Here is a 26,248-nt window from a genome sequence, read left to right as displayed (position 1 = left end):
ACGTTAGCTAACGGTTAACCGTTTTGGTTGATGACGGCTTCAACGACGCTGGAGGGCGCCTCCTCGTACTTCGCGAACTCCATAGAGTAGCTCGCACGGCCCTGGGTCTGTGAGCGCAGATCGGTTGCGTAACCGAACATCTCACCCAGTGGCACCGTTGCACGAATGACTTTACCAGAGGAAGAGTCATCCATGCCCTGCACCAGGCCGCGACGACGGTTCAGGTCGCCCATGACGTCACCCATAAACTCTTCGGGGGTCACGACTTCGACCTTCATCACCGGCTCCAGCAGCACGGCCTTGGCCTTCCTGGCACCTTCTTTCACTGCCATAGAAGAAGCAATCTTGAACGCAGTCTCGTTAGAGTCCACGTCATGGTAGGAACCATCAAACAGCGTGACTTTGACGTCGATCATCGGGTAACCCGCGATGACACCATTTTGCAGCTGCTCGAAAGCACCTTTCTCAACCGCAGGCACGTATTCCTTCGGAACCACACCACCTACGATCTCAGAGTTGAACTTGAAGAAGATCTCTTCTTCGCCTTCACCCTTCTCTTCTGCAGTCAGCGGCTCGATACGCAGCCACACGTGACCGTACTGACCACGACCACCGGACTGACGTACGAATTTACCTTCCTGCTCGACGCTGCCACGAATCGTTTCACGGTAGGCAACCTGCGGCTTACCGATGTTCGCTTCTACCTTGAACTCGCGACGCATACGGTCAACGATGATATCCAGGTGCAGCTCGCCCATACCCGAGATGATGGTCTGGCCGGTCTCTTCGTCGGTCTTCACCTGGAAGGAAGGATCTTCCTGGGCCAATTTACCCAGCGCAACACCCATTTTTTCCTGGTCAGCTTTCGACTTAGGCTCTACAGCAACAGAGATAACCGGATCCGGGAACTCCATGCGCTCAAGCACGATCTTGTGATCGATATCACACAGAGTGTCACCTGTAGTGACATCCTTCAGACCGATACAAGCAGCGATGTCGCCTGCGAGTACTTCTTTGATCTCTTCGCGAGAGTTGGCGTGCATCTGAACGATACGACCAACACGCTCTTTCTTCTGCTTAACGGAGTTATAAACACCGTCACCAGATTTCAGAACGCCTGAGTAGACGCGAATGAAGGTCAGCGTACCAACGAAGGGGTCGGTGGCGATCTTGAACGCTAGTGCAGCGAACGGAGCGCTATCGTCTGCTTCACGAGTCGCGATGGTGCCGTCTTTGTCGTCCAGCTCACCTTCGATTGCTTTAACTTCTGTCGGCGAGGGCAGATACTCAACAACCGCATCCAGGACCGCTTGAACACCCTTATTCTTAAAGGCAGAACCACAGGTCACTAGAACGATTTCGCTAGCCAGTGTGCGCGCACGAAGACCTGCTTTGATTTCTTCAATGGTCAGTTCCCCACCTTCGAGGTACTTATCCATCAATTCATCAGAGCCTTCAGCTGCGGCTTCGACCATTTGCTCGCGATATTTTTCGGCAGTCTCTTGTAGCTCAGCAGGAATATCGACAAGCTCATACGAAGTGCCTAAGTCTGCCTCATTCCAGAGGATAGCCTTCATCTCGATCAGGTCGATAACGCCTTTAAAGTCTTCCTCTGTACCCCAGTTAATCTGGATTGGCACAGCGTTAGCACCTAAGCGCTCCTTCAACTGGTCAACGACCATGAAGAAGTCTGCACCGGTACGGTCCATCTTATTGACGAAGACCATACGCGGAACTTCATATTTATTGGCCTGGCGCCATACAGTTTCGGTCTGCGGCTGAACGCCGGAAGAGCCGCACAGTACAACCACAGCACCATCAAGAACACGCAAAGAACGCTCAACTTCGATAGTGAAGTCAACGTGCCCAGGGGTGTCGATGATATTAATGCGGTGCTCATCAAACTGGTGATTCATACCTTTCCAGAAGGTAGTAACAGCAGCCGAGGTGATAGTAATACCACGCTCCTGCTCTTGCTCCATCCAGTCAGTAGTCGAAGCACCTTCATGGGTTTCGCCCAGCTTGTGGTTTACGCCAGTGTAAAACAAAACACGTTCTGTCGTGGTTGTCTTACCTGCATCAACGTGGGCAACAATACCCAAGTTGCGATAGCGATTAAGCGGTGTTTTGCGTGCCACGGTGAAGCTCCCGTTAGTTGGCAATGCTCGTTAATTCAGCAGTGTTCATTTTGCTTATCCCACCGCCGCCACTCTCAAAGGTAGCGGCAGTGTGTTGCAGCATGGCGAAAAAACTCTTTAGCGCAGCACAACCAACAAAATCAAACACAAACTCAGAAACGCCGAGTTTAGAAACGATAGTGAGAGAAGGCCTTGTTGGCTTCTGCCATACGGTGCACATCTTCACGCTTCTTAACAGCCGAGCCTTTGCCTTCAGCGGCATCCAGCATTTCACCTGCCAGGCGCTGAACCATCGTTTTCTCACCGCGGCGACGCGCTGCGTCCACCAACCAGCGCATTGCTAGGGCTTGGCGACGCGAAGGACGAACTTCAACCGGCACCTGATAGGTCGCACCACCAACACGGCGCGACTTCACTTCGACCATCGGCTGGATGGTTTCCAGCGCTTTGTCGAAGATTTCCAGCGGCTCTTCTTTACTACGCTCGGCAACCTTGTCCAACGCACCGTATACGATGCGCTCAGCTACGGACTTCTTGCCGCTGATCATCAGGTGGTTCATGAACTTCGCCAGACGCTCACTTCCGAACTTAGGATCCGGCAGGATTTCGCGTTTAGCTACAACTCTTCTTCTAGGCATGATAAGCCCTCAATTAAGGATCCTTCAGGTAAACCCGGAACTCATTGCGCCAATAGCGCCGCCCGACCTTACTCTTATCAGACCGTCATATTCGTATTAAGGTAACAACGCCAGCGTCTTAAGACGCTGAAACAAGACGCCTTAGGACTTCGGACGCTTGGTACCGTACTTAGAACGACCCTGCTTACGGTTCTGTACGCCAGAGGTGTCAAGGGCGCCACGAACGGTGTGATAACGCACACCTGGCAAATCCTTTACACGACCGCCGCGAATCAGAACAACAGAGTGCTCTTGGAGGTTGTGACCTTCACCACCGATGTAAGAAGAGACTTCGAAACCGTTGGTAAGGCGCACACGGCAAACCTTACGCAGGGCCGAGTTCGGCTTCTTAGGGGTAGTAGTGTAAACGCGCGTACAAACGCCACGTTTCTGCGGGCATGCCTGTAGCGCAGGTACGTCACTCTTAGTGACGGGGCGCTTACGCGGCTTGCGCACTAGCTGATTAATCGTTGCCATGGTGTTTAGCTGACTCCAATGGTTGCCTTAGCCTTTAACAAGTACCTTCAGCAGATGCGGGCGCACCCACCCCACTGTTAAAGGCTGCGCATTCTAAAGGCTGACCCTAGGTGGCGTCAAGTCTTGCTGGCGGTTTAACCAGCAAGACTGCACCATAAGGGCCAGCGACTCGTTGTTACTCGTTTTCCTTACCGTCGATTACAGCTCGTCGTCTGAATCAAGGGCGGTTAACTGAGCACCAAGCTCCTGCTCAACTTCGGTAGCCGAGGGATTGAACAGACGCTCTACGTCTTCGCGTTTGCGACGACGCTCTGCGTGATGGGTCAGACCGGTACCTGCCGGAATCAGACGTCCAACCACCACGTTTTCTTTCAGGCCGCGCAGGTAGTCGCGCTTGCCGGTTACCGCTGCTTCGGTCAGTACGCGGGTCGTTTCCTGGAACGACGCGGCGGAGATGAACGACTCAGTGGCCAAGCTGGCCTTGGTGATACCCAGCAGCAAGCGCTGATACTTGGCCGGGAACTTGCCTTCTTTCTCCAGGCGCTCGTTCTGCTCCAGTACGCGCACCAGTTCTGCCTGGTCGCCGGTAATGAAGTCAGAGTCGCCGGAATCGGTGATCTCCACCTTGCGCAGCATCTGACGTACGATAACTTCGATGTGCTTGTCGTTGATGCCTACGCCCTGCAGACGATAAACGTCCTGTACTTCGGCGGTGATGTACTTGGCCAGCTCCGCGACACCCAGCAGACGCAGGATATCGTGCGGGTTGCTTGGGCCATCGGAGATCACCTCACCCTTCTCGACCGTCTCGCCTTCGAACACGGCGATTTGACGCCATTTCGGGATCAGCGCCTCGAACGGATCGCCAGACTCAGGCGTAATCGTCAAACGACGCTTACCTTTGGTCTCTTTACCGAAGCTCACCACACCGCTGATTTCCGCCAAAATGGCAGGCTCTTTGGGTTTACGCGCTTCGAACAAGTCAGCCACGCGGGGCAGACCACCAGTGATGTCCTTGTTACCCGACGCCTCGACCGGTATACGCGCAACGACCTCACCTACACCGATGGTCGCACCGTCGTCCACCGAGATAATGGAGTTACCCGGTAGCAGGTACTGAACCGGCGTATTGGAACCGGACACGGATACGTACTCACCAGCGGCATCTTTCAGCATCACCATCGGGCGCTTGTCACGACCCGCCATTGGGCGTGCAGCCGACTCGATCACTTCGATGGACGACAGACCGGTCATTTCATCGACGCTGCGGTGCATGGTGACACCCTCGTCGAGATCGATGAACTGCGCCTTACCTTCTACTTCCGCAATGATCGGGTGCGTGTGCGGATCCCACTTAGCCACTACCGCACCGGCATCAACCACGTCGCCGTCACGCACGGAGAGTTCAGCACCATAGGGCAGCTTGTAGTACTCACGCTCACGACCGTGATCGTCGGCAACCGCCAAGGCGCTCGAACGAGAAACCACGACCAGTTTGCCGTCGGCACGTTCAACGTGCTTGATGTTATGCAGGCGCACTTTACCGCCGTGCTTGACCTGAACACTGTCGACCGCAGACGAACGCGATGCTGCACCACCGATGTGGAACGTACGCATGGTCAGCTGAGTACCCGGCTCACCGATCGACTGTGCGGCGATGACACCCACAGACTCACCGATGTTGACCTGGTGGCCACGGGCAAGGTCACGTCCGTAACAGGCGGAACACACGCCGTGAGCCGTATCACAGGTAATCGTGGAGCGTACGACGATTTCGTCCACGCCCATGGTGTCCAGCGAGGCACACCACTTCTCGTCGAGCAGCGTATTACGCGGAATCAGTACTTCTTCGGTGCTCGGATCGACAACATCAATGGCCACAACACGGCCCAGTACGCGCTGAGACAGCGGTACGATGATGTCGCCACCCTCGATGATCGGGTGCAGCGTCAGGCCGTTTTCGGTGCCACAGTCGGCCTCGGTAATCACCAAGTCCTGAGCAACGTCTACCAGACGACGAGTCAGGTAACCGGAGTTGGCCGTTTTCAGTGCCGTATCCGCCAGACCTTTACGTGCGCCGTGGGTCGAGATGAAGTACTGAAGTACGTTCAGACCTTCACGGAAGTTGGCAACGATCGGCGTTTCGATGATCGAGCCATCCGGCTTGGCCATCAGGCCACGCATACCCGCCAACTGACGGATCTGAGCGGCACTACCACGAGCACCGGAGTCGGCCATGATGAAGACGCTGTTGAACGAGTCTTGCTCGACGTCGTTACCATCACGATCAACGACCGTCTCTTTCGAGATACCCACCATCATCGCCTTGGCAACTTTATCGTTCGCCTTGGACCAGATATCGATAACTTTGTTGTACTTCTCGCCTGCGGTTACCAGGCCAGAGGAGAACTGGTCTTCGATCTCTTTGACTTCTGCTTCAGCGGCATCAACGATCTCGGTCTTGGCATCGGGGATAACGAAGTCGTTAACACCGATCGAGGCGCCGGACCAGGTCGCCAGACGGAAACCGGTGTACATCAACTGGTCAGCGAAGATAACCGTGGGCTTGAGGCCCGCACGACGGTATACCTCGTTGATCAGGCTGGAGATCGCCTTCTTCTTCATCGGCTGATCGATCAGCGCGAACGGAACGCCTTCCGGCAGAATGCGGAACAACAGCGCACGACCGACGGTGGTGTCGTAAAGACGGCGGTGCTCGGAGCGCTCGCCAGTCTCTTCGTCGACGTCCACTTCGTCCAGACGCACCTTGACGCGGGCATGCAGCGACACGGACTGTGTGCCGAAGGCGCGCTCTACCTCATTGAGGTCGGAGAACACCATGCCTTCGCCCTTGGCGTTGATCTTTTCACGGGTCATGTAGTACAGACCCAGAACAACGTCCTGCGACGGTACGATGATCGGCTCGCCGTTGGCCGGCGACAGCACGTTGTTAGTCGCCATCATCAGCGCACGGGCTTCGAGCTGTGCTTCCAGGGTCAGCGGTACGTGGACCGCCATCTGGTCACCGTCAAAGTCGGCGTTGTAAGCCGCACAGACGAGCGGGTGCAGCTGGATCGCCTTACCTTCGATCAGCAGCGGCTCGAACGCCTGGATACCCAAACGGTGCAGCGTCGGCGCGCGGTTAAGCAGTACTGGGTGTTCGCGGATAACGTCGGCCAGGATGTCCCACACTTCCGGCAGTTCGCGCTCAACCATCTTTTTCGCGGCTTTAATCGTGGACGCATGGCCCAGCGACTGCAGCTTGGAGTAGATGAACGGCTTGAACAGCTCAAGCGCCATTTTCTTCGGCAGACCACACTGGTGCAGACGCAGGGTCGGGCCCACGGTAATGACCGAACGGCCTGAGTAGTCTACGCGCTTACCCAGCAGGTTCTGACGGAAACGACCCTGCTTACCTTTGATCATATCAGCAAGCGATTTCAGCGGGCGCTTGTTAGAGCCGGTAATCGCACGACCACGGCGGCCGTTATCCAGCAGCGCGTCGACCGCTTCCTGGAGCATCCGCTTCTCGTTACGCACGATAATATCCGGTGCGTTAAGATCCAGCAGTCGCTTCAGACGGTTGTTGCGGTTGATCACACGACGGTAAAGGTCGTTAAGATCGGAGGTCGCAAAGCGGCCGCCGTCCAGCGGTACCAACGGACGCAGATCCGGCGGCAGCACGGGCAGCACTTCCATGACCATCCACGCCGGCGCATTGCCGGAGTGGTAGAACGCTTCCAGCAGCTTCAAGCGCTTGGAGAGCTTCTTGATCTTGGTTTCAGAGTTGGTCTGCGGAATCTCTTCACGCAGCGTGTTGATCTCTTCTTCCAGATCGATGTCTTTGAGCAGCTCCTGAACGGCTTCGGCACCCATACGGGCGTCGAAATCATCGCCGAACTCTTCTAGCGCTTCGAAGTACTGCTCGTCGTTCAACAGCTGACCACGCTCCAGCGTGGTCATGCCGGGGTCGATGACCACGAAGCTTTCGAAGTACAGTACGCGCTCGATATCACGCAGCGTCATATCGAGGAACATGCCGATACGCGACGGCAGGGATTTCAAAAACCAAATGTGAGCCACCGGCGATGCCAGTTCGATGTGACCCATGCGCTCACGGCGCACGGCCGCCTTGGTGACTTCGACACCACACTTCTCACAGATGATGCCGCGGTGCTTCATGCGCTTATATTTGCCGCACAAGCACTCGTAGTCTTTGACCGGGCCGAAAATCTTGGCACAGAACAGACCATCCCGTTCCGGTTTAAAGGTACGGTAGTTGATGGTCTCAGGCTTCTTCACCTCGCCGAAGGACCAGGAGCGAATCATGTCCGGCGACGCCAGGGTAATCTTGATCGCGTCAAACTCTTCGGACTGAGATTGCGATTTGAGTACTTTCACCAAATCTTTCATGGGACGGCTCCTAGCTCTCTAACTCGATATCGATGCCCAGCGAGCGGATTTCCTTCACGAGTACGTTGAAGGATTCCGGCATGCCTGCCTGCATGGTGTGGTCGCCATCCACGATGTTCTTGTACATCTTGGTGCGGCCTTCGACGTCGTCCGACTTGACGGTGAGCATCTCTTGCAGCGTGTACGCGGCGCCATAGGCTTCCAGCGCCCACACTTCCATCTCACCAAAGCGCTGACCACCGAACTGCGCCTTACCACCCAGCGGCTGCTGCGTAACAAGCGAGTAAGAGCCGGTAGAACGCGCGTGCATCTTGTCGTCTACCAGGTGGTTGAGCTTCAGCATGTACATGTAGCCAACGGTCACCGGACGGTCAAACGCATCGCCGGTACGGCCATCGTACAGCGTCATTTGGCCCGACTCCGGAATGTCCGCCAGCTTCAGCAGGTGCTTGATTTCGTGCTCTTTGGCACCGTCGAACACTGGTGTGGCCATCGGCACACCGCCCTTTAGGTTCTTCGCCAGCGCGATGACTTCGTCATCGGTCAGCGAGTCGATATCCTCGACGCGGGTACCGGGCGTGTTATACACCTGACCCAGGAAGTCGCGAATTTCAGCAACCTGCTGGCCACGCGCATCACGCAACATGGCGTCAATTTTGACCCCGAGACCACGTGCCGCCATACCCAGGTGAGTTTCCAGGATCTGACCGACGTTCATACGCGACGGTACGCCCAGCGGGTTCAGCACCACGTCCACCGGCTCGCCCTTCTCGTCGAACGGCATGTCTTCGATGGGCATGATCGCGGAGATAACACCCTTGTTACCGTGACGACCGGCCATCTTGTCACCGGGCTGAATGCGACGCTTGACCGCCATATAGACCTTGACGATTTTCAGCACGCCCGGTGCGAGGTCATCGCCCTGGGTCAGCTTGCGCTTCTTATCTTCGAAACGCTCGTCCATCTCTTTACGGCGGTTCTCAAGCTGTTCGTCGGCCTGGGCCAGTAGCTCGTTGTAGGCTTCATCCTGCATGCGCAGTTTGAACCACTGCTGACGCGGCAGTTCGTCCAGGTACGCCTCGCTCAGCACGTCGCCTTTCTTCAGGTTCGGGCCGCCATTAACCGCTTGGCCATCCAGCGTACGCTTCAGACGCTCAAAGGTTGCGTCTTCGGCAATACGGTAGGTTTCCTGAAGATCCTTGCGCACTTCGTCCAGCTGCATCTGCTCGATGGAGAGCGCACGGGAGTCTTTCTCAACGCCGTCACGAGTAAACACCTGAACGTCGATAACCGTACCTTTCATGCCGGTCGGGGCACGCAGGGAAGTATCTTTAACGTCAGACGCTTTTTCACCGAAGATGGCACGCAGCAGCTTCTCTTCTGGCGTCAGCTGGGTTTCACCTTTCGGTGTTACCTTACCGACCAGAATGTCACCGGGGCCAACTTCAGCGCCGATGTACACAACGCCCGCCTCGTCCAGTTTACCCAGTGCGGATTCACCGACATTGGGAATATCAGAGGTAATCTCTTCCGGCCCTAACTTGGTGTCGCGAGACACGCAGGTCAGTTCCTGGATGTGGATGGTGGTGAAACGGTCTTCTTGAACCACACGCTCAGAGAGCAGGATGGAGTCCTCGAAGTTGTAGCCGTTCCAGGGCATGAACGCGATACGCATGTTCTGGCCAAGCGCTAGGTCGCCCATGTCGACGGACGGACCGTCGGCAAGGATGTCACCACGCGCCACGTTGTCACCAGGGCGCACGATGGGGCGCTGGTTCATGCAGGTGTTCTGGTTGGAACGGGTGTACTTGGTCAGGTTGTAGATGTCGACGCCGGCTTCACCGCCGATGATTTCATCTTCGTTGACCCGCACCACGACACGACGCGCATCCACGGAGTCGATGACGCCGCCACGGCGCGCCACGGCACAAACGCCGGAGTCACGGGCAACGAAGCGCTCCATGCCGGTACCGACCAGCGGCTTGTCGGCACGCAGGGTCGGAACGGCCTGACGCTGCATGTTCGCCCCCATCAAGGCGCGGTTGGCATCATCGTGCTCCAGGAACGGGATCAGGGCCGCTGCGACAGATACAACCTGACGCGGAGACACGTCCATCAGCGTCACCTGCTCAGGACGCATAAAGGTGGTCTCACCGCGGTGGCGTACCTGTACCAGGTCATCAATCAGCTTGCCGGACTCGTCAACCGCCGCAGACGCCTGGGCGATAACGAAGTCACCTTCCTCAATCGCTGACAAGTGCACGATATCGTCAGTGACCTGGCAGGCATTCACTTTGCGATACGGTGTTTCCAAGAAGCCGTAGCTATTGGTATGACTGTACGTTGCCAGCGAGTTGATCAGACCGATGTTCGGGCCTTCCGGCGTTTCGATCGGGCACAGGCGGCCATAGTGCGTGGCGTGTACGTCGCGCACTTCGAAGCCTGCACGCTCACGGGTTAGACCACCCGGGCCGAGTGCCGACACACGACGCTTGTGGGTCACCTCGGAGAGCGGGTTGTTCTGGTCCATAAACTGAGACAGCTGGCTGGAGCCGAAGAACTCTTTCACCGCTGCCGCAACTGGCTTGGCGTTGATCAGGTCTTGCGGCATCAGGCCTTCGCTTTCCGCCATGGAAAGACGCTCTTTCACCGCACGCTCGACACGCACCAGACCGACGCGGAACTGGTTCTCGGCCATTTCGCCTACGCAGCGAATACGACGGTTACCCAGGTGATCGATATCGTCCACGTCGCCGAAGCCGTTACGGATATTGATCAGCTCACGCAGGACATCGAGGATGTCCTTGCGATCCAGCACGCCGGAGCCGGTGTCGCTTTCACGACGCAGGCGACGATTGAACTTCATCCGACCAACGCCCGACAGGTCGTAGCGGTCTTCGGTGAAGAACAGGTTATGGAACAGCGTCTCGGCAGCCTCTTTGGTGGGCGGCTCGCCGGGACGCATCATGCGGTAGATCTCGACAAGCGCTTCCAACTGAGAGCCGGTGGTATCCAGCTTCAGAGTGTCGGAAATGAACGAACCGCAGTCGAGGTCGTTGGTGTAGAGGGTTTCGATATGCGTGATACCGCCCTGCGCCATACGCTCGAGGACTTCCGGAGTGATTTCCGTGTTACACGGGCAGATCAGCTCACCGGTTTTGGTATCGATTTGGTCTTTGGCCAGCGTTTTGCCGAACAGATACTCCATCGGCACTTCCAGACGCTCAAGGCCGGCTTTTTCAAGCTGACGAATGTGCTTCTGAGTGATCCGGCGACCCTCTTCGACGATGACGCTGCCTTCGCCATCTTTGATGTCGAACGTGGCCGTTTCACCGCGCAGGCGTGATGGCACCAGCTCCACAAAGAAGCCGGTCTTCTCGATGTGGAATTTGCTGGTTTCGAAGAACTCAGCCAGGATCTCTTCGGTGCTCATACCCAGCGCACGCATCAGTACCGAGGCCGGCAGTTTGCGGCGGCGGTCGATACGCACGAAGACGTTGTCTTTCGGGTCGAACTCGAAGTCGAGCCAAGAGCCACGGTAAGGAATCACGCGAGCAGAGTAGAGCAACTTCCCTGAGGAGTGGCTCTTGCCTTTGTCGTGATCGAAGAACACACCGGGCGAACGGTGGAGCTGAGAAACGATAACCCGCTCAGTACCGTTGATGACGAAGGTACCGTTCTCGGTCATCAGGGGGATCTCCCCCATGTAGACTTCCTGCTCTTTGATGTCTTTGATGGCCTTGTTCGAAGAGTCGCGATCGTAGATGATCAAGCGAACCTTGACACGCAGCGGAGCGGAATAGGTCACGCCACGCAGCTGACACTCTTTGACATCGAACGCTGGCGTACCGAAACGGTAGCTCACGTACTCCAGGGCCGCATTGCCGGAGAAGCTCTCGATCGGGAACACGGACTTGAACGCCGCGTGCAGGCCAACCTCGTGGCGCTCGTCGGGCGAACGATCCTGCTGGAGAAAGTCGTAGTAGGAATCAAGCTGGATGGCCAGCAAGTAAGGCACATCCATCACTTGGGGCAGTTTGCCGAAATCCTTGCGGATGCGTTTTTTCTCAGTATATGAGTAAGCCATCTGTATTCCCCAGCTTGTTCACCATGGGTGACCGATGCGTGGTCATCTGCCCCGCGGGCGTTTCAGACGCAGACAGCAAGCTCCTAAATCGGTAGCTCGCCGTCAAAAATCTTGATAGATAACAGTGTTACAGTAGTGCTGTTCGCGCTTTGCTGTCGCTTGCCAACATCACTCGCGCTTCACAACTGACGCGTTACAACAACGTACGCTTCACAACAACGGTCTTACTGTTTTGCTGCTTTTTACCGCAGCGCTTCTGCTGTTGCCTTGCAGCATATTACAACAGAAAAAGGCCGGCAGCGGGATAGCCCGCCGCCAGCCGTGGAAGCTTACGCAGCGCGTAAAGCCATCAGCACAAGGATTACTTGAGCTCGACGGTTGCGCCCGCTTCTTCCAGCTTCGCTTTAGCGGCTTCAGCGTCTTCTTTAGACATGGCTTCTTTGATGGTCGCCGGCGCGCCGTCAACGGCACCTTTGGCTTCTTTCAGGCCAAGACCGGTGATTTCACGAACAGCTTTGATGACGTTAACTTTCTTGTCACCAGCAGAAGCCAGTACCAGATCAAATTCAGTCTGCTCTTCAGCAGCTGCTTCGCCGCCGCCAGCCGGGCCAGCCATAACGGCTGCCGCTGCAGAAACGCCGAATTTCTCTTCCATTGCTTCGATCAGCTCAACAACTTCCATGACGGACATGTCGGCTACAGCATTGATGATATCGTCTTTGGACAGTGCCATTGTTTCATTCCTAACTTTGCGGGAGTCTCGGTCAGCCGAGGACTCGGGGTTCATTGCTCGGTTCAGGCAGCGTACCGATCACATCGTTCACGCCGCCTGCAAGAAACACTGCTTAGGCAGCTTCTGCTTCTTGCTTCTGGTCGCGCAGGGCGGCCAGAGTACGAACCAGCTTGCCAGCGGAGGCTTCTTTCATGACCGACATCAACTTGGCAATTGCCTCGTCGTAAGTCGGCAGGGTTGCCAGACGATCGATGTCAGCAGCCGGAATCAGCTCACCTTCGTAGGCCAACGCTTTGACTTCGAAGTTCTTCTCATCTTTAGCGAACTCTTTGAACAGACGAGCGGCAGCGCCCGGGTGTTCGGTAGAGAAAGCCAACAGAGTAGGACCAACAAAGCTCTCGTTCAGACACTCCCACTGAGTGCCTTCGAGTGCGCGGCGAGCCAGCGTGTTACGAACAACGCGAAGCTCTACACCGTTTTCGCGGGCCTGCTTACGCAGATCGGTCATTTTGCTGACCGTAACACCACGAGAATCGGCAACTACGACGGAGAGTGCGCCCTTGGCCGCTTCACTGACCTCGGCAACAATCGCTTTCTTGCCTTCAAGTGCTAGTGGCACAGTGATCACTCCTTCGTGCCGGAACCCATCAAGGCTCCGGTGGTTACCATCTCTTCCAAGGCATACTGCTGGCCTTGGAAGCCTTAGGGGATGGTGCTCACCAGAAAGCGGCTTGCGAAAAGCGTTAACCAACTGGCGGCCACACCATCTGCGCAGGCGCTCTAGGGCGATTAAGCCGCCTGTCTCAAAAGACGAGGCGGCACCTGCGGTCTTTGACGGCGCCTCGCTCGACTAACTACCTAGCGAGGGACCGCAAAGTTCTTGCTCGGTACTTACTAAAACCTGCCGACGACTCGCTTATACCAGCGCAGAGTGGTCGATGGTCAAACCCGGGCCCATGGTAGTGGACAGGGTAATTTTCTTAAAGTAGACGCCTTTGGAGGAGCTCGGCTTGAGCTTCTTCAGGTCAGCTACCAGTGCTTCCAAGTTACCCTGAACGGACGCCGCGTCAAAACCCACTTTACCTAGGGTCGTGTGGATAATGCCGTTCTTATCGGTACGGAAACGCACCTGACCCGCTTTGGCATTTTTGACCGCCGTCGCCACGTCAGGCGTCACGGTGCCAACTTTCGGGTTCGGCATCAGGCCACGCGGACCAAGAATTTGGCCCAACTGACCGACAACGCGCATCGCATCCGGAGAGGCGATAACCACGTCGAAGTCCATTTGGCCTTTTTTGACTTGCTCAGCCAGATCGTCCATGCCCACGATGTCAGCACCGGCTTCTTTAGCCGCATCAGCATTGGCACCTTGGGTGAAGACGGCTACGCGTACGTCTTTGCCAGTACCGTTAGGCATGACGGTAGCGCCACGTACGACCTGATCGGATTTACGCGGATCAACACCCAGGTTGATCGCCACATCCAGAGACTCTTTGAATTTGACCGTGGACAGCTCGGAAAGCAGTGACACGGCTTCTTCCAGGGAGTACGCTTTATTCGGGTCTACTTTCTCGCGAATGACTTTCGCGCGCTTAGACAGTTTAGCCATGATCAGAGACCCTCCACGTTTAAGCCCATGCTACGAGCGCTACCAGCGATGGTACGCACCGCGGCGTCGAGATCAGCAGCCGTTATATCCGGCTCTTTGGTTTTGGCGATCTCTTCGAGCTGCTCGCGAGTCACGGTACCGACTTTCTTCTTGTTCGGCTCACCAGAACCGGACTTGATGCCGGCTGCTTTCTTGAGCAGAACGGCGGCCGGCGGTGTTTTGGTGACGAACGTGAAGCTACGGTCAGAGTAGACAGTGATCACGACAGGCGTCGGCAGGCCCGGCTCAATCTCTTGAGTCGCAGCGTTGAACGCCTTACAGAATTCCATGATATTCACGCCGTGCTGACCCAGCGCGGGGCCTACGGGCGGACTCGGGTTGGCTTTACCTGCAGCAACCTGCAGTTTGATATAAGCCTGTACTTTCTTGGCCATGGTAAATACTCCAGTTGGGTGATAGCGCCTGACGGCTCCCCGGTACGCGTAAAGCAGCGCTGGGCTGCTTTACATGAATCCAGACTGACGCGCATAGGACACCAGCCTGCAACATTTTGAGATTACTCTTTTTCAACCTGCGAGAATTCGAGCTCCACAGGCGTTGCTCGCCCAAAGATCAGCACGCTGACCTGCAGGCGGCTCTTGTCATAGTTCACCTCTTCAACGACACCGTTGAAGTCAGCAAACGGACCATCGATGACACGGACGGACTGACCCGGCTCGAACATGGTCTTGGGACGCGGCTTGTCGGTACCATCTTTGACACGACGCAAGATCGCCTCTGCTTCGCGCGAGGTAATCGCAGCGGGCTTCTCTTTGGTGCCGCCAATGAACCCCATGACACGCGGCGTCTCATTCACCAGGTGCCAAGTTTCATCATCCATTTCCATCTCGACTAACACGTAGCCCGGATAGAACTTGCGCTCACTCTTGCGACGCTTGCCGTCACGCATCTCAACCACTTCTTCCGTCGGCACCAGGATCTCGCCAAAGCGATCTTCCATGCCGTACATCTTCACACGCTCGATAAGCGAGCGCATGACATGCTTTTCGAAGCCGGAATAAGCGTGGACGACGTACCAACGTTTGGACATGAAAACTCCTAACCAATGACGCCGGACATCGCCCAGCCAAGAAGAGTATCGATCAACCACAGCATCAGACCCACCACCAGCACAGCTACCAGCACAATGGCGGTTGTCTGAATGGTTTCAGGACGGGTCGGCCATACAACGCGCTGAATCTCTTTCTTGGCGCTTATGGCAAGCTCAACTAAATCGCGACCTTTTGTGGTTGTTAAGGCGATCAAACCAGCAAGCGCACACAACACCACCACACCCAAGACGCGGTAGAGCAGGCCAATATCGGCGAAATAGGTATTACCAACGACTGCAACGACAAGCAGCGCCACAACCGCCGCCCACTTGAGCCCGTCATGGCGCGCCTGTTGCACCTCTGCGCCATGTTTTACGGAACTAGGCTTCATAAAAACGAGACTCCTAAGGGTGCAGCGAGCGACAAAGGAATTCTAGAAAAGACGTACCAACCTGGGGAAGGCTGGCAGGCCAGGAGGGAATCGAACCCCCAACCTGCGGTTTTGGAGACCGCTGCTCTGCCAATTGAGCTACTGGCCTGTATCGTCATGCACGCAAGCAAACGCCTACGCAACAGCGGGCGCCATAATAGCGGAGAAACCTCCGCCTGACAACCCTTACTTTCACCCCCAAACCACCGGAGGGCAGAGACAAAAAAAGCGAGCCTCGCTCGCTTTTTCCGCAATATGGAGCTCATGGACGGAATTGAACCGTCGACCTCACCCTTACCAAGGGTGTGCTCTACCCCTGAGCTACATGAGCCAAAACACATCAAACTGGAGCGGGCGGCGGGAATCGAACCCGCACCATCAGCTTGGAAGGCTGAGGTTCTACCATTGAACTACGCCCGCCGAACTTGCCTATAGAATGACAATCCGCTGCACGAGAAACAGTAGCTAATGCCCGCTTACCGGCCTTTCATTCCCAAACCCTGATTAAATCAGCGCTTGATAAATCTGGTGGAGAGGGAAGGATTCGAACCTTCGAAGCTTTCGCGGCAGATTTACAGTCTGCTCCCTTTGGCCACTCGGGAACCTCTCCAGCTGTGGCGGCACATTATGCCAGCCTCCAAAACGGTGTCAAGCCTGCAAACCCTTTATTTATTAAAGCTTGCTGGATACAACGCTTTCTTAAGCGCAGCTTCCGCTCTGGAACGCGCTGCATTCTGTCAAAGCAGCATCGAGAATGCAAGGCCTGCGCGAATTTTTTCTAATGATACCGGTTCTGGAACCCGAGGAGCACCTGACATCTTGCCCGCCCGTTCGGCAAAGGTGAGCGGAAAACTGGCCTCAAGCCCGCCATATACCATATCGGGCCATACCGCATGGGGCACCTGCACGCCGCGGGAAACGACTCTGGCATCACCACCGGTGAGCAGCACTGGTAGCGCCACCCCTTGCTGGTCACACACTTCGCTATAAATACGGTTAATCGCACTGACGGCTGCCATATAGATACCGTGATTCACCGCATCCACCGTGCGCCGCCCTGGCTCTAGCAATGCATCGGCTTCGCTTTCCGGGTCGATGGCGACGTTGCGCGTTCCTAGCTTCAGACTCTCTTTCATGAGCCGCAGGCCGGGAATAATGAAACCACCCAGGTGCACACCGCCAGGTAGTACGAAGTCAATGGTAATGGCGCTACCGCAATCCACCGCACAGCAACCACCCGCCAGCTGGTAGCCCGCCAGCGCCCCCATCCAGCGGTCAACGCCCAACCGGCCCGGCTCTTCATAACCATTGACCACGCCGAGCGCTTCTGGCGTTGAGCGCGCCACATAAACGTGACGCACCTGACGGCGTAGCAACGTCACAGTCTCATCCAGCACAGCGGCCCTGGCTACACTGGATATCCGCACGGCTTCGACGACATCCAGGTCGGGAATATCCGCCCCCGGGCGCCACTCTTCCCGTGTCCACACGGCACCTCGCGAGCGGATCTCACTGCTCTCGGCATCTTTAAGCCGCCATTTCGACAGCGTGTTGCCGATATCCAAATCCAAAATCATAGGCGCCTACGTACGCTGATCTCACCGCCCGATAGGCGTCGCGAGTGACCGTTTTCAGTAACCCACAGGTTACCACTCTCATCCACATCTCCCGCCACAGCATCGCTTGAGCGCTCACCTTGAATCACTCGGATGGGTAGGCCTGCATAAGCATGGCGCTGATTCCACGCATCAAGCCAAGGCGCAAAGCCACTGTTTTCAAAGCCCGCCAGCATACCCAACAGCCCCGACACCATATCGGCAGCCAACTGGTTGCGGGAAATACCTGCCTTGGCATCAAACAGCGCTGCCACCGGCTGGTCAATGGTGGCCCGCAGGCTATCCGGTAGCGACAGGTTCATGCCCATGCCAATCACTACTTCACAAGGGCCTGCCGCATCACCGGTCACTTCAATCAAAATACCGGCTAACTTACCAAGCTCGCTGCCCTGCTCGGCTAGTAGCACATCGTTCGGCCACTTTAGTTTGGGCGATACGCCATACTGCTCAAGCACCTGAGAGACCACCACACCCACCGCCAGGCTTAACCCCTCCAGAGCATTGATGCCTGACTCGAAGCGCCAGCCCATTGACACCATGAGGCTCTGCCCCCAGGGCGTCGACCACACCCGGCCACGGCGGCCACGCCCAGCCGTTTGCAGCTCGACGAAGCAGACCTCGCCATGCCCTGCCCCTTGAGAGAAGCGCTCGCGCAGGTATTCGTTGCTTGAGGGAAGCTGATCTTCCACGAACAGCCGCGCCAGCAGGTGGCGGGCATCGGCGGGCAGTCGCTCGACGATTTTGGCGCCATCCAGCGGCTCTAACGGGTGAGCCAACCGGTAGCCACGCCCTTTCACAGCGACCAGCTCTACGCCCAGCGCCTCTAATTTTTTTAGCTGTTTCCACACGGCGGCTCGGGAAACGCCCAGCGCTTCGCCTAATTGTTCACCGGAATGAACCTCGCCATCGCTTAACAAACGCATCAGGTTACCGATGGTCATGTGCTTGCCCCAACTGGGAAAACGCCTATCTTAACGGAAGCGTCACAACAGCGAAAACTGCCGCGTTTAGGTTATTGACTTGCTGCTTTATTTAAGACAGCGCTGGTAGTGGACCACCCCCAGACCCTATAATGCCGCCCTATTTTTCCAGCAGGATCGCGTCGTGATCGAGAATCTTCGCAACATTGCCATCATCGCCCACGTTGACCACGGTAAAACTACCTTGGTAGACAAACTGTTAAGCCAGTCCGGCACGCTCGACCGTAAGGCCGAAGGCCAAGAGCGTATCATGGACTCTAATGACCAGGAGAAGGAGCGTGGTATTACCATCCTGGCCAAAAACACCGCTATTCAGTGGCAGGATGGTAATGGTACGGGCTACCACATCAACATCGTGGACACCCCTGGGCACGCCGACTTCGGTGGCGAAGTTGAGCGTGTTATGTCCATGGTGGACTCGGTTCTACTGCTGGTTGACGCCGTAGACGGCCCGATGCCGCAAACCCGCTTCGTGACACAAAAAGCCTTCTCCCAGGGCCTGAAGCCGATCGTGGTGGTTAACAAAATCGACCGCCCCGGTGCACGCCCTGATTGGGTTATCGACCAGATTTTTGATCTGTTCGACAACCTGGGTGCCACTGACGAACAGCTCGACTTCCCGATTATCTACTGCTCGGCGCTGAACGGTATTGCTGGTATGGATCCGGAAGCGCTGGCCGACAACATGGATCCGATGTTCCAAGCGATTGTGGACATCGTTGAGCCACCGAAAGTTGAAGTAGATGGTCCCTTCCAGATGCAGATTTCTGCCCTGGACTACAACAGCTACGTCGGCGTTATCGGTCTTGGCCGCATTAAGCGCGGTTCTGTGAAGCCTAACCAGCAGATTTCAGTCATCAGTGTTGATGGTACGACTCGGAAAGGCAAAATCGGTCAGGTCATGACCCACATGGGCCTTGAGCGAGTTCAAACCACCGAAGCCACCGCTGGCGATATCGTATGCATCACGGGCATCGAAGACCTGGCCATCTCCGACACTCTGTGTGACCCGAGCGCCGTTGAAGCGCTGCCGCCGCTGTCTGTTGATGAGCCGACCGTTTCTATGACCTTCCAGGTCAACGACTCGCCGTTCGCGGGTAAAGATGGCAAGTTCGTCACCAGCCGTAACATCAAAGATCGCCTGGATCAGGAACTGATTCACAACGTTGCCCTGCGCGTCGAGCAAGGCGAAACCCCCGAGAAATTCAAAGTCTCTGGCCGTGGCGAACTGCACCTGTCGGTGTTGATCGAAACCATGCGCCGTGAAGGCTTCGAGCTGGCCGTTGGCCGTCCGGAGGTCATCATCAAAGAGATCGACGGCGTCAAGCAGGAGCCGTACGAGGAGGTGATCATCGACTGCGAGGAGCAGCACCAGGGTGCCATCATGGAGGAGCTCGGCTACCGCAAGGGCGAGCTCACCAACATGAACCCCGACGGCAAGGGCCGGGTACGCCTGGACTTCATGATCCCCGCCCGCGGCCTGATCGGCTTCCGCGGCCAGTTCATGACCCTGACCTCCGGCACCGGCATCCTCACCAGCCGCTTCGACCACTACGGCCCGCTCAAGCCCGACGCCGCTATCGAGCGTCGCAACGGCGTGATGGTCTCCATGGTCGACGGCAAGGCGCTGGCCTACGCGCTCTACACCCTGCAGGATCGCGGCAAGCTGATCATCGACCACGGCACCGAGGTCTACGAGGGCATGCTGGTGGGCATCCACAGCCGCGCCAACGACCTGGTGGTCAACCCCACCAAGGGCAAGAAGCTCGATAACATGCGTGCCTCGGGCAACGACGAGAACATCGTACTGACCCCGCCAGTGAAATTCACTCTGGAGCAGGCCATCGAGTTCCTCGACGACGACGAGCTGGTGGAGGTGACCCCCAACCATATCCGCCTGCGCAAGAAGTTCCTCAAGGAAAACGAGCGCAAGCGCGCCAGCAAGAAGTAAGCCGACCCCGACACAAAGCCCGCCGCCGTGCGGGCTTTTTTATGTAAGTTCTCAGCGTAGCAACCTTTTTCGTACGACAGCCCCTCTGGCCGCGCGTTTTGGTTCATCGCCAAGCGTGATCGTTAACGCACCCTAAACGCTAGTACGCTGGAAAGCGCTGACGTTCTATCGCAAAGTAGCGCTATTCTCAGCGCGCCCTCGGGGTGCTGACATGCCACAGTTCATACAAGTGTTTGGATACTTACCCCATCCTGGCACCCCTATACGGACACTCCTTCACATGAGCGGTCATAACGTTTGGACGCACAAGGGCATCGAATCGGGGCTGCGCATCAGCTTCGCCAAGCCAGAGGCTAGATACCGGCCAACGCAACATCATGGGTTTCAACAATAACATGCGATGGCAGGCGGCCCTGGCCGCCTGCCTGCCGAGGACACCATGCACCCCCTTATCGAAGTACAACATGTCAACAAGGCATTCGGTGGGTTACACGTCATCAACGACTGCTCCATACGCGTGGAGAAGGGCTCGATCACCGGCATGATAGGCCCTAACGGAGCCGGTAAATCGACGCTCTTCAACCTGATCGCCGGGGCGCTGACGCCGGACAGCGGGCAGATCCTGCTCGATGGCGAAGACATCACCACCTTGAGCGCCGACCAGCGTTTCCACAAAGGACTGCTACGCACCTTTCAAATTGCCCACGAGTTCAGCCAGATGAGCGCGCTGGAAAATTTGATGATGGTGCCCCCCCGGCAGGCCGGTGAAAATCTGTTCAATACTTGGTTCAAGCCATCGCTGGTGCGCGAGCAAGAGGCCGAGGTGCGCCGCCGCGCGCTGGAGGTCATCGACTTCGTCGGCCTACACCATGTGCGCAACGAACTTGCGGGCAATCTCTCCGGCGGACAGAAGAAGCTTCTGGAGCTTGGCCGCACCATGATGACCGATGCCAAGATCGTCCTGCTCGATGAAATCGCTGCGGGGTGAACCGTACGCTTCTTGGCGATTTAATGGGCAATATCGAGCGGCTCAACCGTGAGATGGGCTACACCTTCCTGGTCATCGAGCACGACATGGACATGATTTCGCGGCTCTGCGATCCGGTCATCGTACTGGCCCAGGGCAGCGTCATGATGGAAGGACACATCGAAGCGATACAGAACGACCCGGCAGTCATCGAGGCCTACTTCGGCTCGGATGCCGCCTGACCCCGGCAATACGCTTCACACCGTCACGACCAACAGCCCACCCACGGCTACAACAACATGATCGCGTCTGGAGACCCCAGCGCGACGCTTGCTGAGACGCGTTTATGTCATCGATACAGGCATCCCCCCAGCCACTGCTTGAAGCACGCGACGTGCACGGCGGTTATGGCAGTATGAACATTTTGAACGGGGTCGATATGACTCTGTATGCCGACGAGGTCGGCGTCATCGTCGGCCCCAACGGCGCGGGAAAATCCACCATGCTCAAAGCCGTATTTGGGCTTCTGAACGTCAACCAGGGCGAAATCCTGCTCAACGGCCAACCCATCCACAATTTACCGCCCAACCAACTCGTGGAGCGAGGCATGGGCTTCGTCCCCCAGGAGAAAAACGTCTTCCCCAGCCTCTCGGTGAAAGAGAACCTAGAGATGGGCGCCTACCTGAAGCCGCAGAACGTCAAGCGCATGCTGGAACAGGTGTACGACTTCTTCCCGCCGCTGGTCGAGAAGCGCCACCAGCCGGCGGGCGAGCTCTCCGGCGGCCAGCGCCAGATGGTGGCCATGGGTCGTGCACTGATGGCAGAGCCCAGCCTGCTGCTGCTAGACGAGCCCACGGCCGGATTATCGCCACTCTATATGAATGAGATATTTGATCGCGTAAAGAAGATCAACGCCGCAGGTGTGGGCATCTTGATGGTCGAGCAGAACGCCAAGCAAGCCTTGGCGATTGCCGATAAAGGCTTTGTCCTGGCAGCAGGCCAGAACCGCTTTACGGATACCGGAGCGGCTCTGCTGGCCGACCCGGATGTCGCCAAAAGCTTTTTGGGCGGCTAGCCCGGGGGAGAAACGCGTGAACGAACTGGCTTTTTTCATTAATAACGTGGTGATTGCGGGCAGCGTCACCGGCTCGATTTATGCCATTGGCGCGATTGGCGTGACGCTGATTTTCAGCATCATGCGTTTTGCCCACTTTGCCCATGCCGACATGATGACCTTCGGTGCCTTCATGGTGCTGCTGCTCACCACCGCTTTCCCTGCCGTCGGTGCCAGCATTGGCGTCCCCACGGCGCTGATCATGCTGCCCCTGGCGATGCTACTCACCGCCCTACTCGCCGTCGGCATCGATAAGGCCTTCTATAAGCCGCTACGCGCCCATGGCGTAAAGCCCATCGTCATGGTGATTGGCTCGCTGGGGGTCACACTGATGCTACAGGGCTTGATTCGCTTGTTCTCGGGTACCGGCGGGCAGAGTTTGTATGTCGATGACCGCAAAGAGATCTTTCGTCTAGCGCTACCGTTCGAAGGCGCGCGGGCACCGATCGTGATCACCGAACCGCAGATCTATCTGTTCGTGATCACCATCGTTGCGGTGATGGCGCTCCACCTGTTCCTCAACCGTTCACGGTTAGGCAAAGCCATGCGCGCCATGTCGGATAATCCGGAGCTGGCTCAGGCATCGGGCATTAATACCAATACCATCGTGGCAGTCACCTGGGTGATTGCGGGCGGCCTCGCAGCAATTGCGGGCACGCTGCTCTCGTTGGACGTGACCTTCAAGCCCGACCTCAGCTTCTTCCTGCTGCTACCGATTTTCGCGGCGGCCATCGTCGGCGGGGTGGGCCACCCGTATGGTGCTATTGCCGGTGGGTTCGTGGTGGGCTTTGCCGAAACCTTGGCCGTCTTCAACTGGAACGTGTTGCTACGCCCCTTCCAAGACAGTTTTCCCGAGTGGCTGGCGCTGCCGTCGAATCTTGCCTTCGTGGGCACTGAATACAAAATCGTGGTGCCGTTCTTCATTCTGGTGGCCATCCTGGTGTGGCGCCCGACCGGCTTATTCAAAGGCAAGGTGATCTAATGAGCCATCCAACCAATACTCGCAACCCGGCCTACACGCCGAAAGACGCCACCCCGCAGCGCCGCTTCCCGCTGCGCGAGCTGGTGCTGTTTGGTGCGCTGCTCCTCGCTGTTTTGGCGGTGTATGCCCTGATGGGTGCGGCCTACAGCACGCGCATGCTGGTCGAAGCCGCCTGTTACGCCATTCTCGCTTTGGGCCTGACGATTCAGTGGGGCTACGCCGGACAGTTCAATGCCGGGGTGATGGGCTTCGTCGCCCTCGGCGGCTTCTGCGCCATGCTGTTTAGCGTACCGGTCAACGACGCCTTTTGGGGTACCGAGCTGCCGGGTGAGCTCGGCCAAGTGCTGCTCTATGGCCTTGCGGCCACGGTCGTGGTCATCGGTGCCACCAAACTCGACCGCTTGGGTGTGCCCAAAACGCTGCGCACTGTGATCGCCGTAGTGCTGGCGGTGGTACTCTACCTCGTCGTGATCAGTCTGCTGCGCGATGTCACCAGCCAAATTCAGTCCCAGGCGGGCTTTGTGGGTGGGTTTGGACTGCCGCCTTGGGTGGGCTGGATTGTCGGCGGCGCGCTGGCCGGTGGCGTGGGCTACTTCATCGGCCATGTGTGTCTTGGGCTGCGCAGCGACTACTTGGCGATTGCCACCCTGGGTATTGCCGAGATCATCAAGGCGTTTTTGAAAAACTCCGACTGGCTCACCCGTGGTACTGCGACGGTCTCACCGTTGCCCTGGCCCACGCCTGGCCCTGCCGAACTCGGCTTTACCCTCTCCCGCGCCATCTATCTATCGGTGACGGCGGTGGTCATTGCGGTGATTTTCTTCCTGTTGCATCGCGCTTACCACGCCCCTTGGGGGCGAATGATTCGCGCGATTCGCGATAACGAAGTTTCCTCGGCGGCCATGGGGAAGGGCATCAACAAGCGTCGCCTGGAGATTTTCGTGCTGGGCTGCATTTTGATGGGCCTGGGGGGCGGCATGCTCGGCACGTTCAACAGCCTGTTCGACCCGCAGGGCTACCTTCCGCTGAACCACACCTTTCTGGTGCTGGTGATGGTCATCCTGGGCGGCCCCGGCAATAACCTGGGCACCATTTTTGGGGCTGTGGCCGTCTACATCATCTGGATCATGTCCGAGCCGCTGGCGCTGTTTTTGATGGAGCTGTTCGTCGCGCTAGGAGAGAACGCCTTTGGCTGGGAGGCACCCAGCAATATGGACAGCCGAGCGCTACAGGCGAGGGTCTTAGTGATCGGCATGCTGATTACCCTGGTACTGCGCTTTGCGCCCAAAGGGCTGCTGCCTGAAAAGATCACAAGCCACGGCTAAAGCCTCTAGCCCCATAAAGAACGCCCCGCTCATTGAGCGGGGCGTTTTTGCTATCGGCAGATGGTAAGTAATTACAGATCCACCTGCCCTTTGCTGGTAAAGGTGCCGTTTTCTACGGCCATCTCCACTACCACGCCCGGTACGTCGCCGTTGTCATCGAACTCGTGGGAGCCAGAGGCACCCTCGTAGTTAATGTCGGTACCGGCAGCGATCAGCTCGACCGCTTTTTCCCACTCACCGGGTAGAATCACTTCACCCGGCGCACTCGATACGCTGCGCAGGGCTTCCGAGAGCCCTTCACGGTCGGCGCTGCCGTTTTGCTCGATGGCTAGCGCAATCAGGAAGGCCGCATCGTATGCTTGAGCCGCAAACACGGCGCTGGGATCGATATCCGCCTCAGTCGCTGCGTTGTTAAATATTTCGGTGCCGGGTAGCTCTGGGCTGCCGGGGCGAGTGGCAATCATGCCATCCAATACGTCGGCACCGATCGCTTCGACTAGGCTGTCGCCTACCATCCCGTCAGCGCCCACGTACTGGGTGAACATGCCACTCTCATAGGCTTGACGCAGTACCGTTTGGCCAGACGTGTCAGCGTAGGCCAGGACGACGAGGGTATCGGCACCGCTGGCGGAGAGCGAGCCCAGCTCGGAGCGGTAGTCGGCGCGGTTATCTTCGTGGGCGAGGTTCTCGGCCACTTCGCCGCCACCGGCGGTAAACGCGGCGCTAAAGGCGTCCGACAGACCACGGCCATAGTCGTTGTTGACGAAGGTAACGGCCACATAGTCGATGCCTTTATCCAGCAGCAGCTTGGCCAGCATTTCACCCTGGAAGGCGTCCGACGGCACGGTACGGAAGACCAGGTCGTTGTCGTCCAGCTCCGATACCGCGGGGGCGGTCGATGCCGGAGACACCATCAACACACCGCCAGGGATCGCGGCGTTGTTGGCAGCGGCAATCGTGGCACCGGTGCATAACGCCCCAACGATGGCCGTGACGTTCTCGGAGTTCACCATGCGGTCGGCAGCGTTGGAGGCGGCCGACGCATCGGAACAGGTGGTATCGCCCGAAGGCATGGCCAGGGTTTGCCCCCCCAAGATACCGCCCTGCGCGTTGACCTGTTCGACCGCCAGCTGAGCCCCAGCAAAGATCGGCGGTGTCAGACTCTCGATCCCCCCCGTAAAGCCGCCCAAGAAGCCAACTTTGACCTCCGCTTGGGCCATCCCGGTTAAAGCAAGTGACGAGGCCGCTACGGCAATGGCTAGTGCGCGCTTATTGATCATATTATTTGTCGCTCCCAGTGTGTTAAGCGCCCCGACTGTCCAGCGCAGGGCTTCCCTTAATCTGGAACCGTCGCGCCAAAAACACAAGCAACGGTTTCTAACGCTCGTGGTTTTCTGACGCCGACGCGTCTAGTCGCTCTGCCAAGCGCTTCTGGCGGCGCTTGTTGCGGTACATACGCACCAGCGCAATGACCAGTGCACACGCCACCATGGCGGCCAGCACGCCGCCCTGCCAGGGGCGTGCGGCGTCGCCGAGGACGGTTTCGAGGGTAATGATGAGCGCCAGGCCAAGTGCTTGGGTACCTATGGCCAGGGCGCGCAGGGTGTCAAAAGAGGATTGCGGCATCGACATCTCCGTCATGTGAAGCGTGCATGGTA

General features: G+C 57.3%; 19 protein-coding genes, 4 tRNA genes and 1 pseudogene. 5 read left to right on the top strand and 19 right to left on the bottom strand.

Features of this window, described 5'->3' with window-relative positions:
- Window positions 1-14: 14 nt before the first annotated feature.
- The 17 genes from fusA to L1249_RS01805 all read right to left on the bottom strand — a co-directional run bounded on the left by fusA (window position 15) and on the right by L1249_RS01805 (window position 18,212).
- Window positions 15-2,138, bottom strand: coding sequence for an elongation factor G (gene fusA, locus L1249_RS01885; RefSeq protein ID WP_044628838.1), 2,124 nt, complete (start codon window positions 2,136-2,138; stop codon window positions 15-17).
- 167 nt (window positions 2,139-2,305) lie between these two features.
- Window positions 2,306-2,776 carry a 30S ribosomal protein S7 gene (rpsG, locus tag L1249_RS01880; RefSeq protein ID WP_044628839.1) on the bottom strand — a complete coding sequence of 157 codons (471 nt, stop codon included), beginning with the start codon at window positions 2,774-2,776 and terminating at the stop codon, window positions 2,306-2,308.
- 141 nt (window positions 2,777-2,917) lie between these two features.
- Complete coding sequence (gene rpsL / locus L1249_RS01875) at window positions 2,918-3,292, bottom strand: 30S ribosomal protein S12 (RefSeq protein WP_009098973.1); 375 nt, start codon at window positions 3,290-3,292, stop codon at window positions 2,918-2,920.
- A 198-nt stretch (window positions 3,293-3,490) separates the two neighbouring features.
- Window positions 3,491-7,705: a DNA-directed RNA polymerase subunit beta' gene (rpoC, locus tag L1249_RS01870; RefSeq protein WP_044628840.1), complete on the bottom strand. Its 4,215-nt coding sequence runs from the start codon at window positions 7,703-7,705 to the stop codon at window positions 3,491-3,493.
- A gap of 10 nt (window positions 7,706-7,715) precedes the next feature.
- Window positions 7,716-11,792: a DNA-directed RNA polymerase subunit beta gene (rpoB, locus tag L1249_RS01865; RefSeq protein WP_228219016.1), complete on the bottom strand. Its 4,077-nt coding sequence runs from the start codon at window positions 11,790-11,792 to the stop codon at window positions 7,716-7,718.
- A 361-nt stretch (window positions 11,793-12,153) separates the two neighbouring features.
- Window positions 12,154-12,525, bottom strand: coding sequence for a 50S ribosomal protein L7/L12 (gene rplL, locus L1249_RS01860; RefSeq protein ID WP_230834707.1), 372 nt, complete (start codon window positions 12,523-12,525; stop codon window positions 12,154-12,156).
- A gap of 112 nt (window positions 12,526-12,637) precedes the next feature.
- Entirely contained in the window at window positions 12,638-13,144 is a 507-nt protein-coding gene (gene rplJ / locus L1249_RS01855) for a 50S ribosomal protein L10 (protein ID WP_044628843.1), read from the bottom strand.
- Between the two features lie 297 nt (window positions 13,145-13,441).
- Window positions 13,442-14,134, bottom strand: a complete 693-nt coding sequence (rplA, locus tag L1249_RS01850; RefSeq protein ID WP_058579843.1) for a 50S ribosomal protein L1 — start codon at window positions 14,132-14,134, stop codon at window positions 13,442-13,444.
- 2 nt (window positions 14,135-14,136) lie between these two features.
- On the bottom strand, window positions 14,137-14,568 hold the full coding sequence (rplK, locus tag L1249_RS01845; protein ID WP_044628845.1) for a 50S ribosomal protein L11: 432 nt from the start codon (window positions 14,566-14,568) through the stop codon (window positions 14,137-14,139).
- Between the two features lie 122 nt (window positions 14,569-14,690).
- The gene (nusG, locus tag L1249_RS01840; RefSeq protein ID WP_062362764.1) at window positions 14,691-15,224 is read right to left on the bottom strand and encodes a transcription termination/antitermination protein NusG; all 534 of its coding nucleotides are present in this window, start codon (window positions 15,222-15,224) and stop codon (window positions 14,691-14,693) included.
- Between the two features lie 8 nt (window positions 15,225-15,232).
- The gene (gene secE / locus L1249_RS01835; RefSeq protein WP_235253003.1) at window positions 15,233-15,616 is read right to left on the bottom strand and encodes a preprotein translocase subunit SecE; all 384 of its coding nucleotides are present in this window, start codon (window positions 15,614-15,616) and stop codon (window positions 15,233-15,235) included.
- Window positions 15,617-15,688: 72 nt separating this feature from the next.
- Window positions 15,689-15,764: transfer RNA gene (locus L1249_RS01830), tRNA-Trp, on the bottom strand.
- 147 nt (window positions 15,765-15,911) lie between these two features.
- Window positions 15,912-15,986 (bottom strand) — tRNA-Thr (locus L1249_RS01825).
- Between the two features lie 15 nt (window positions 15,987-16,001).
- Window positions 16,002-16,075, bottom strand: a tRNA-Gly gene (locus tag L1249_RS01820).
- A 106-nt stretch (window positions 16,076-16,181) separates the two neighbouring features.
- Window positions 16,182-16,265 (bottom strand) — tRNA-Tyr (locus L1249_RS01815).
- A 127-nt stretch (window positions 16,266-16,392) separates the two neighbouring features.
- Window positions 16,393-17,232 (bottom strand): type III pantothenate kinase, encoded by an 840-nt coding sequence (locus tag L1249_RS01810; RefSeq protein ID WP_054644986.1) that lies wholly within the window; start codon window positions 17,230-17,232, stop codon window positions 16,393-16,395.
- Window positions 17,229-18,212: a biotin--[acetyl-CoA-carboxylase] ligase gene (locus L1249_RS01805; RefSeq protein WP_044628849.1), complete on the bottom strand. Its 984-nt coding sequence runs from the start codon at window positions 18,210-18,212 to the stop codon at window positions 17,229-17,231. Before L1249_RS01805 ends, L1249_RS01810 begins: the two co-directional genes overlap by 4 nt.
- A gap of 163 nt (window positions 18,213-18,375) precedes the next feature.
- On the opposite strand from L1249_RS01805, the gene typA reads away from it, so the two are divergent.
- From typA to L1249_RS01780, 5 genes and pseudogenes are all read left to right on the top strand, one after another.
- Window positions 18,376-20,202, top strand: a complete 1,827-nt coding sequence (gene typA / locus L1249_RS01800) for a translational GTPase TypA (protein ID WP_058579846.1) — start codon at window positions 18,376-18,378, stop codon at window positions 20,200-20,202.
- A 439-nt stretch (window positions 20,203-20,641) separates the two neighbouring features.
- A pseudogene (locus L1249_RS01795) lies at window positions 20,642-21,411 on the top strand (ABC transporter ATP-binding protein).
- 104 nt (window positions 21,412-21,515) lie between these two features.
- Entirely contained in the window at window positions 21,516-22,244 is a 729-nt protein-coding gene (locus L1249_RS01790) for an ABC transporter ATP-binding protein (protein ID WP_058579847.1), read from the top strand.
- Between the two features lie 16 nt (window positions 22,245-22,260).
- The gene (locus L1249_RS01785) at window positions 22,261-23,265 is read left to right on the top strand and encodes a branched-chain amino acid ABC transporter permease (protein WP_058579848.1); all 1,005 of its coding nucleotides are present in this window, start codon (window positions 22,261-22,263) and stop codon (window positions 23,263-23,265) included.
- A complete protein-coding gene (locus L1249_RS01780) occupies window positions 23,265-24,590 on the top strand; it encodes a branched-chain amino acid ABC transporter permease (RefSeq protein ID WP_235253002.1) in 1,326 nt (441 codons plus the stop codon). The genes L1249_RS01785 and L1249_RS01780 overlap by 1 nt, the downstream gene beginning before the upstream one ends.
- Window positions 24,591-24,661: 71 nt before the next feature.
- On the opposite strand, the gene L1249_RS01775 is transcribed toward L1249_RS01780, so the two are convergent.
- Both L1249_RS01775 and L1249_RS01770 read right to left on the bottom strand, forming a co-directional pair.
- On the bottom strand, window positions 24,662-25,870 hold the full coding sequence (locus L1249_RS01775) for an ABC transporter substrate-binding protein (protein WP_139527852.1): 1,209 nt from the start codon (window positions 25,868-25,870) through the stop codon (window positions 24,662-24,664).
- A 97-nt stretch (window positions 25,871-25,967) separates the two neighbouring features.
- Window positions 25,968-26,216, bottom strand: a complete 249-nt coding sequence (locus L1249_RS01770; protein ID WP_058579851.1) for a hypothetical protein — start codon at window positions 26,214-26,216, stop codon at window positions 25,968-25,970.
- Window positions 26,217-26,248 lie beyond the last annotated feature (32 nt).

It is taken from the genome of Halomonas sp. Cn5-12 (assembly GCF_021532545.1).
GTDB classification, from domain to species: Bacteria; Pseudomonadota; Gammaproteobacteria; order Pseudomonadales; family Halomonadaceae; genus Vreelandella; species Vreelandella aquamarina.
The sequence above is the reverse complement of the archived record's forward strand: the minus strand, read 5'-3'. Positions and strand labels throughout refer to the sequence as shown.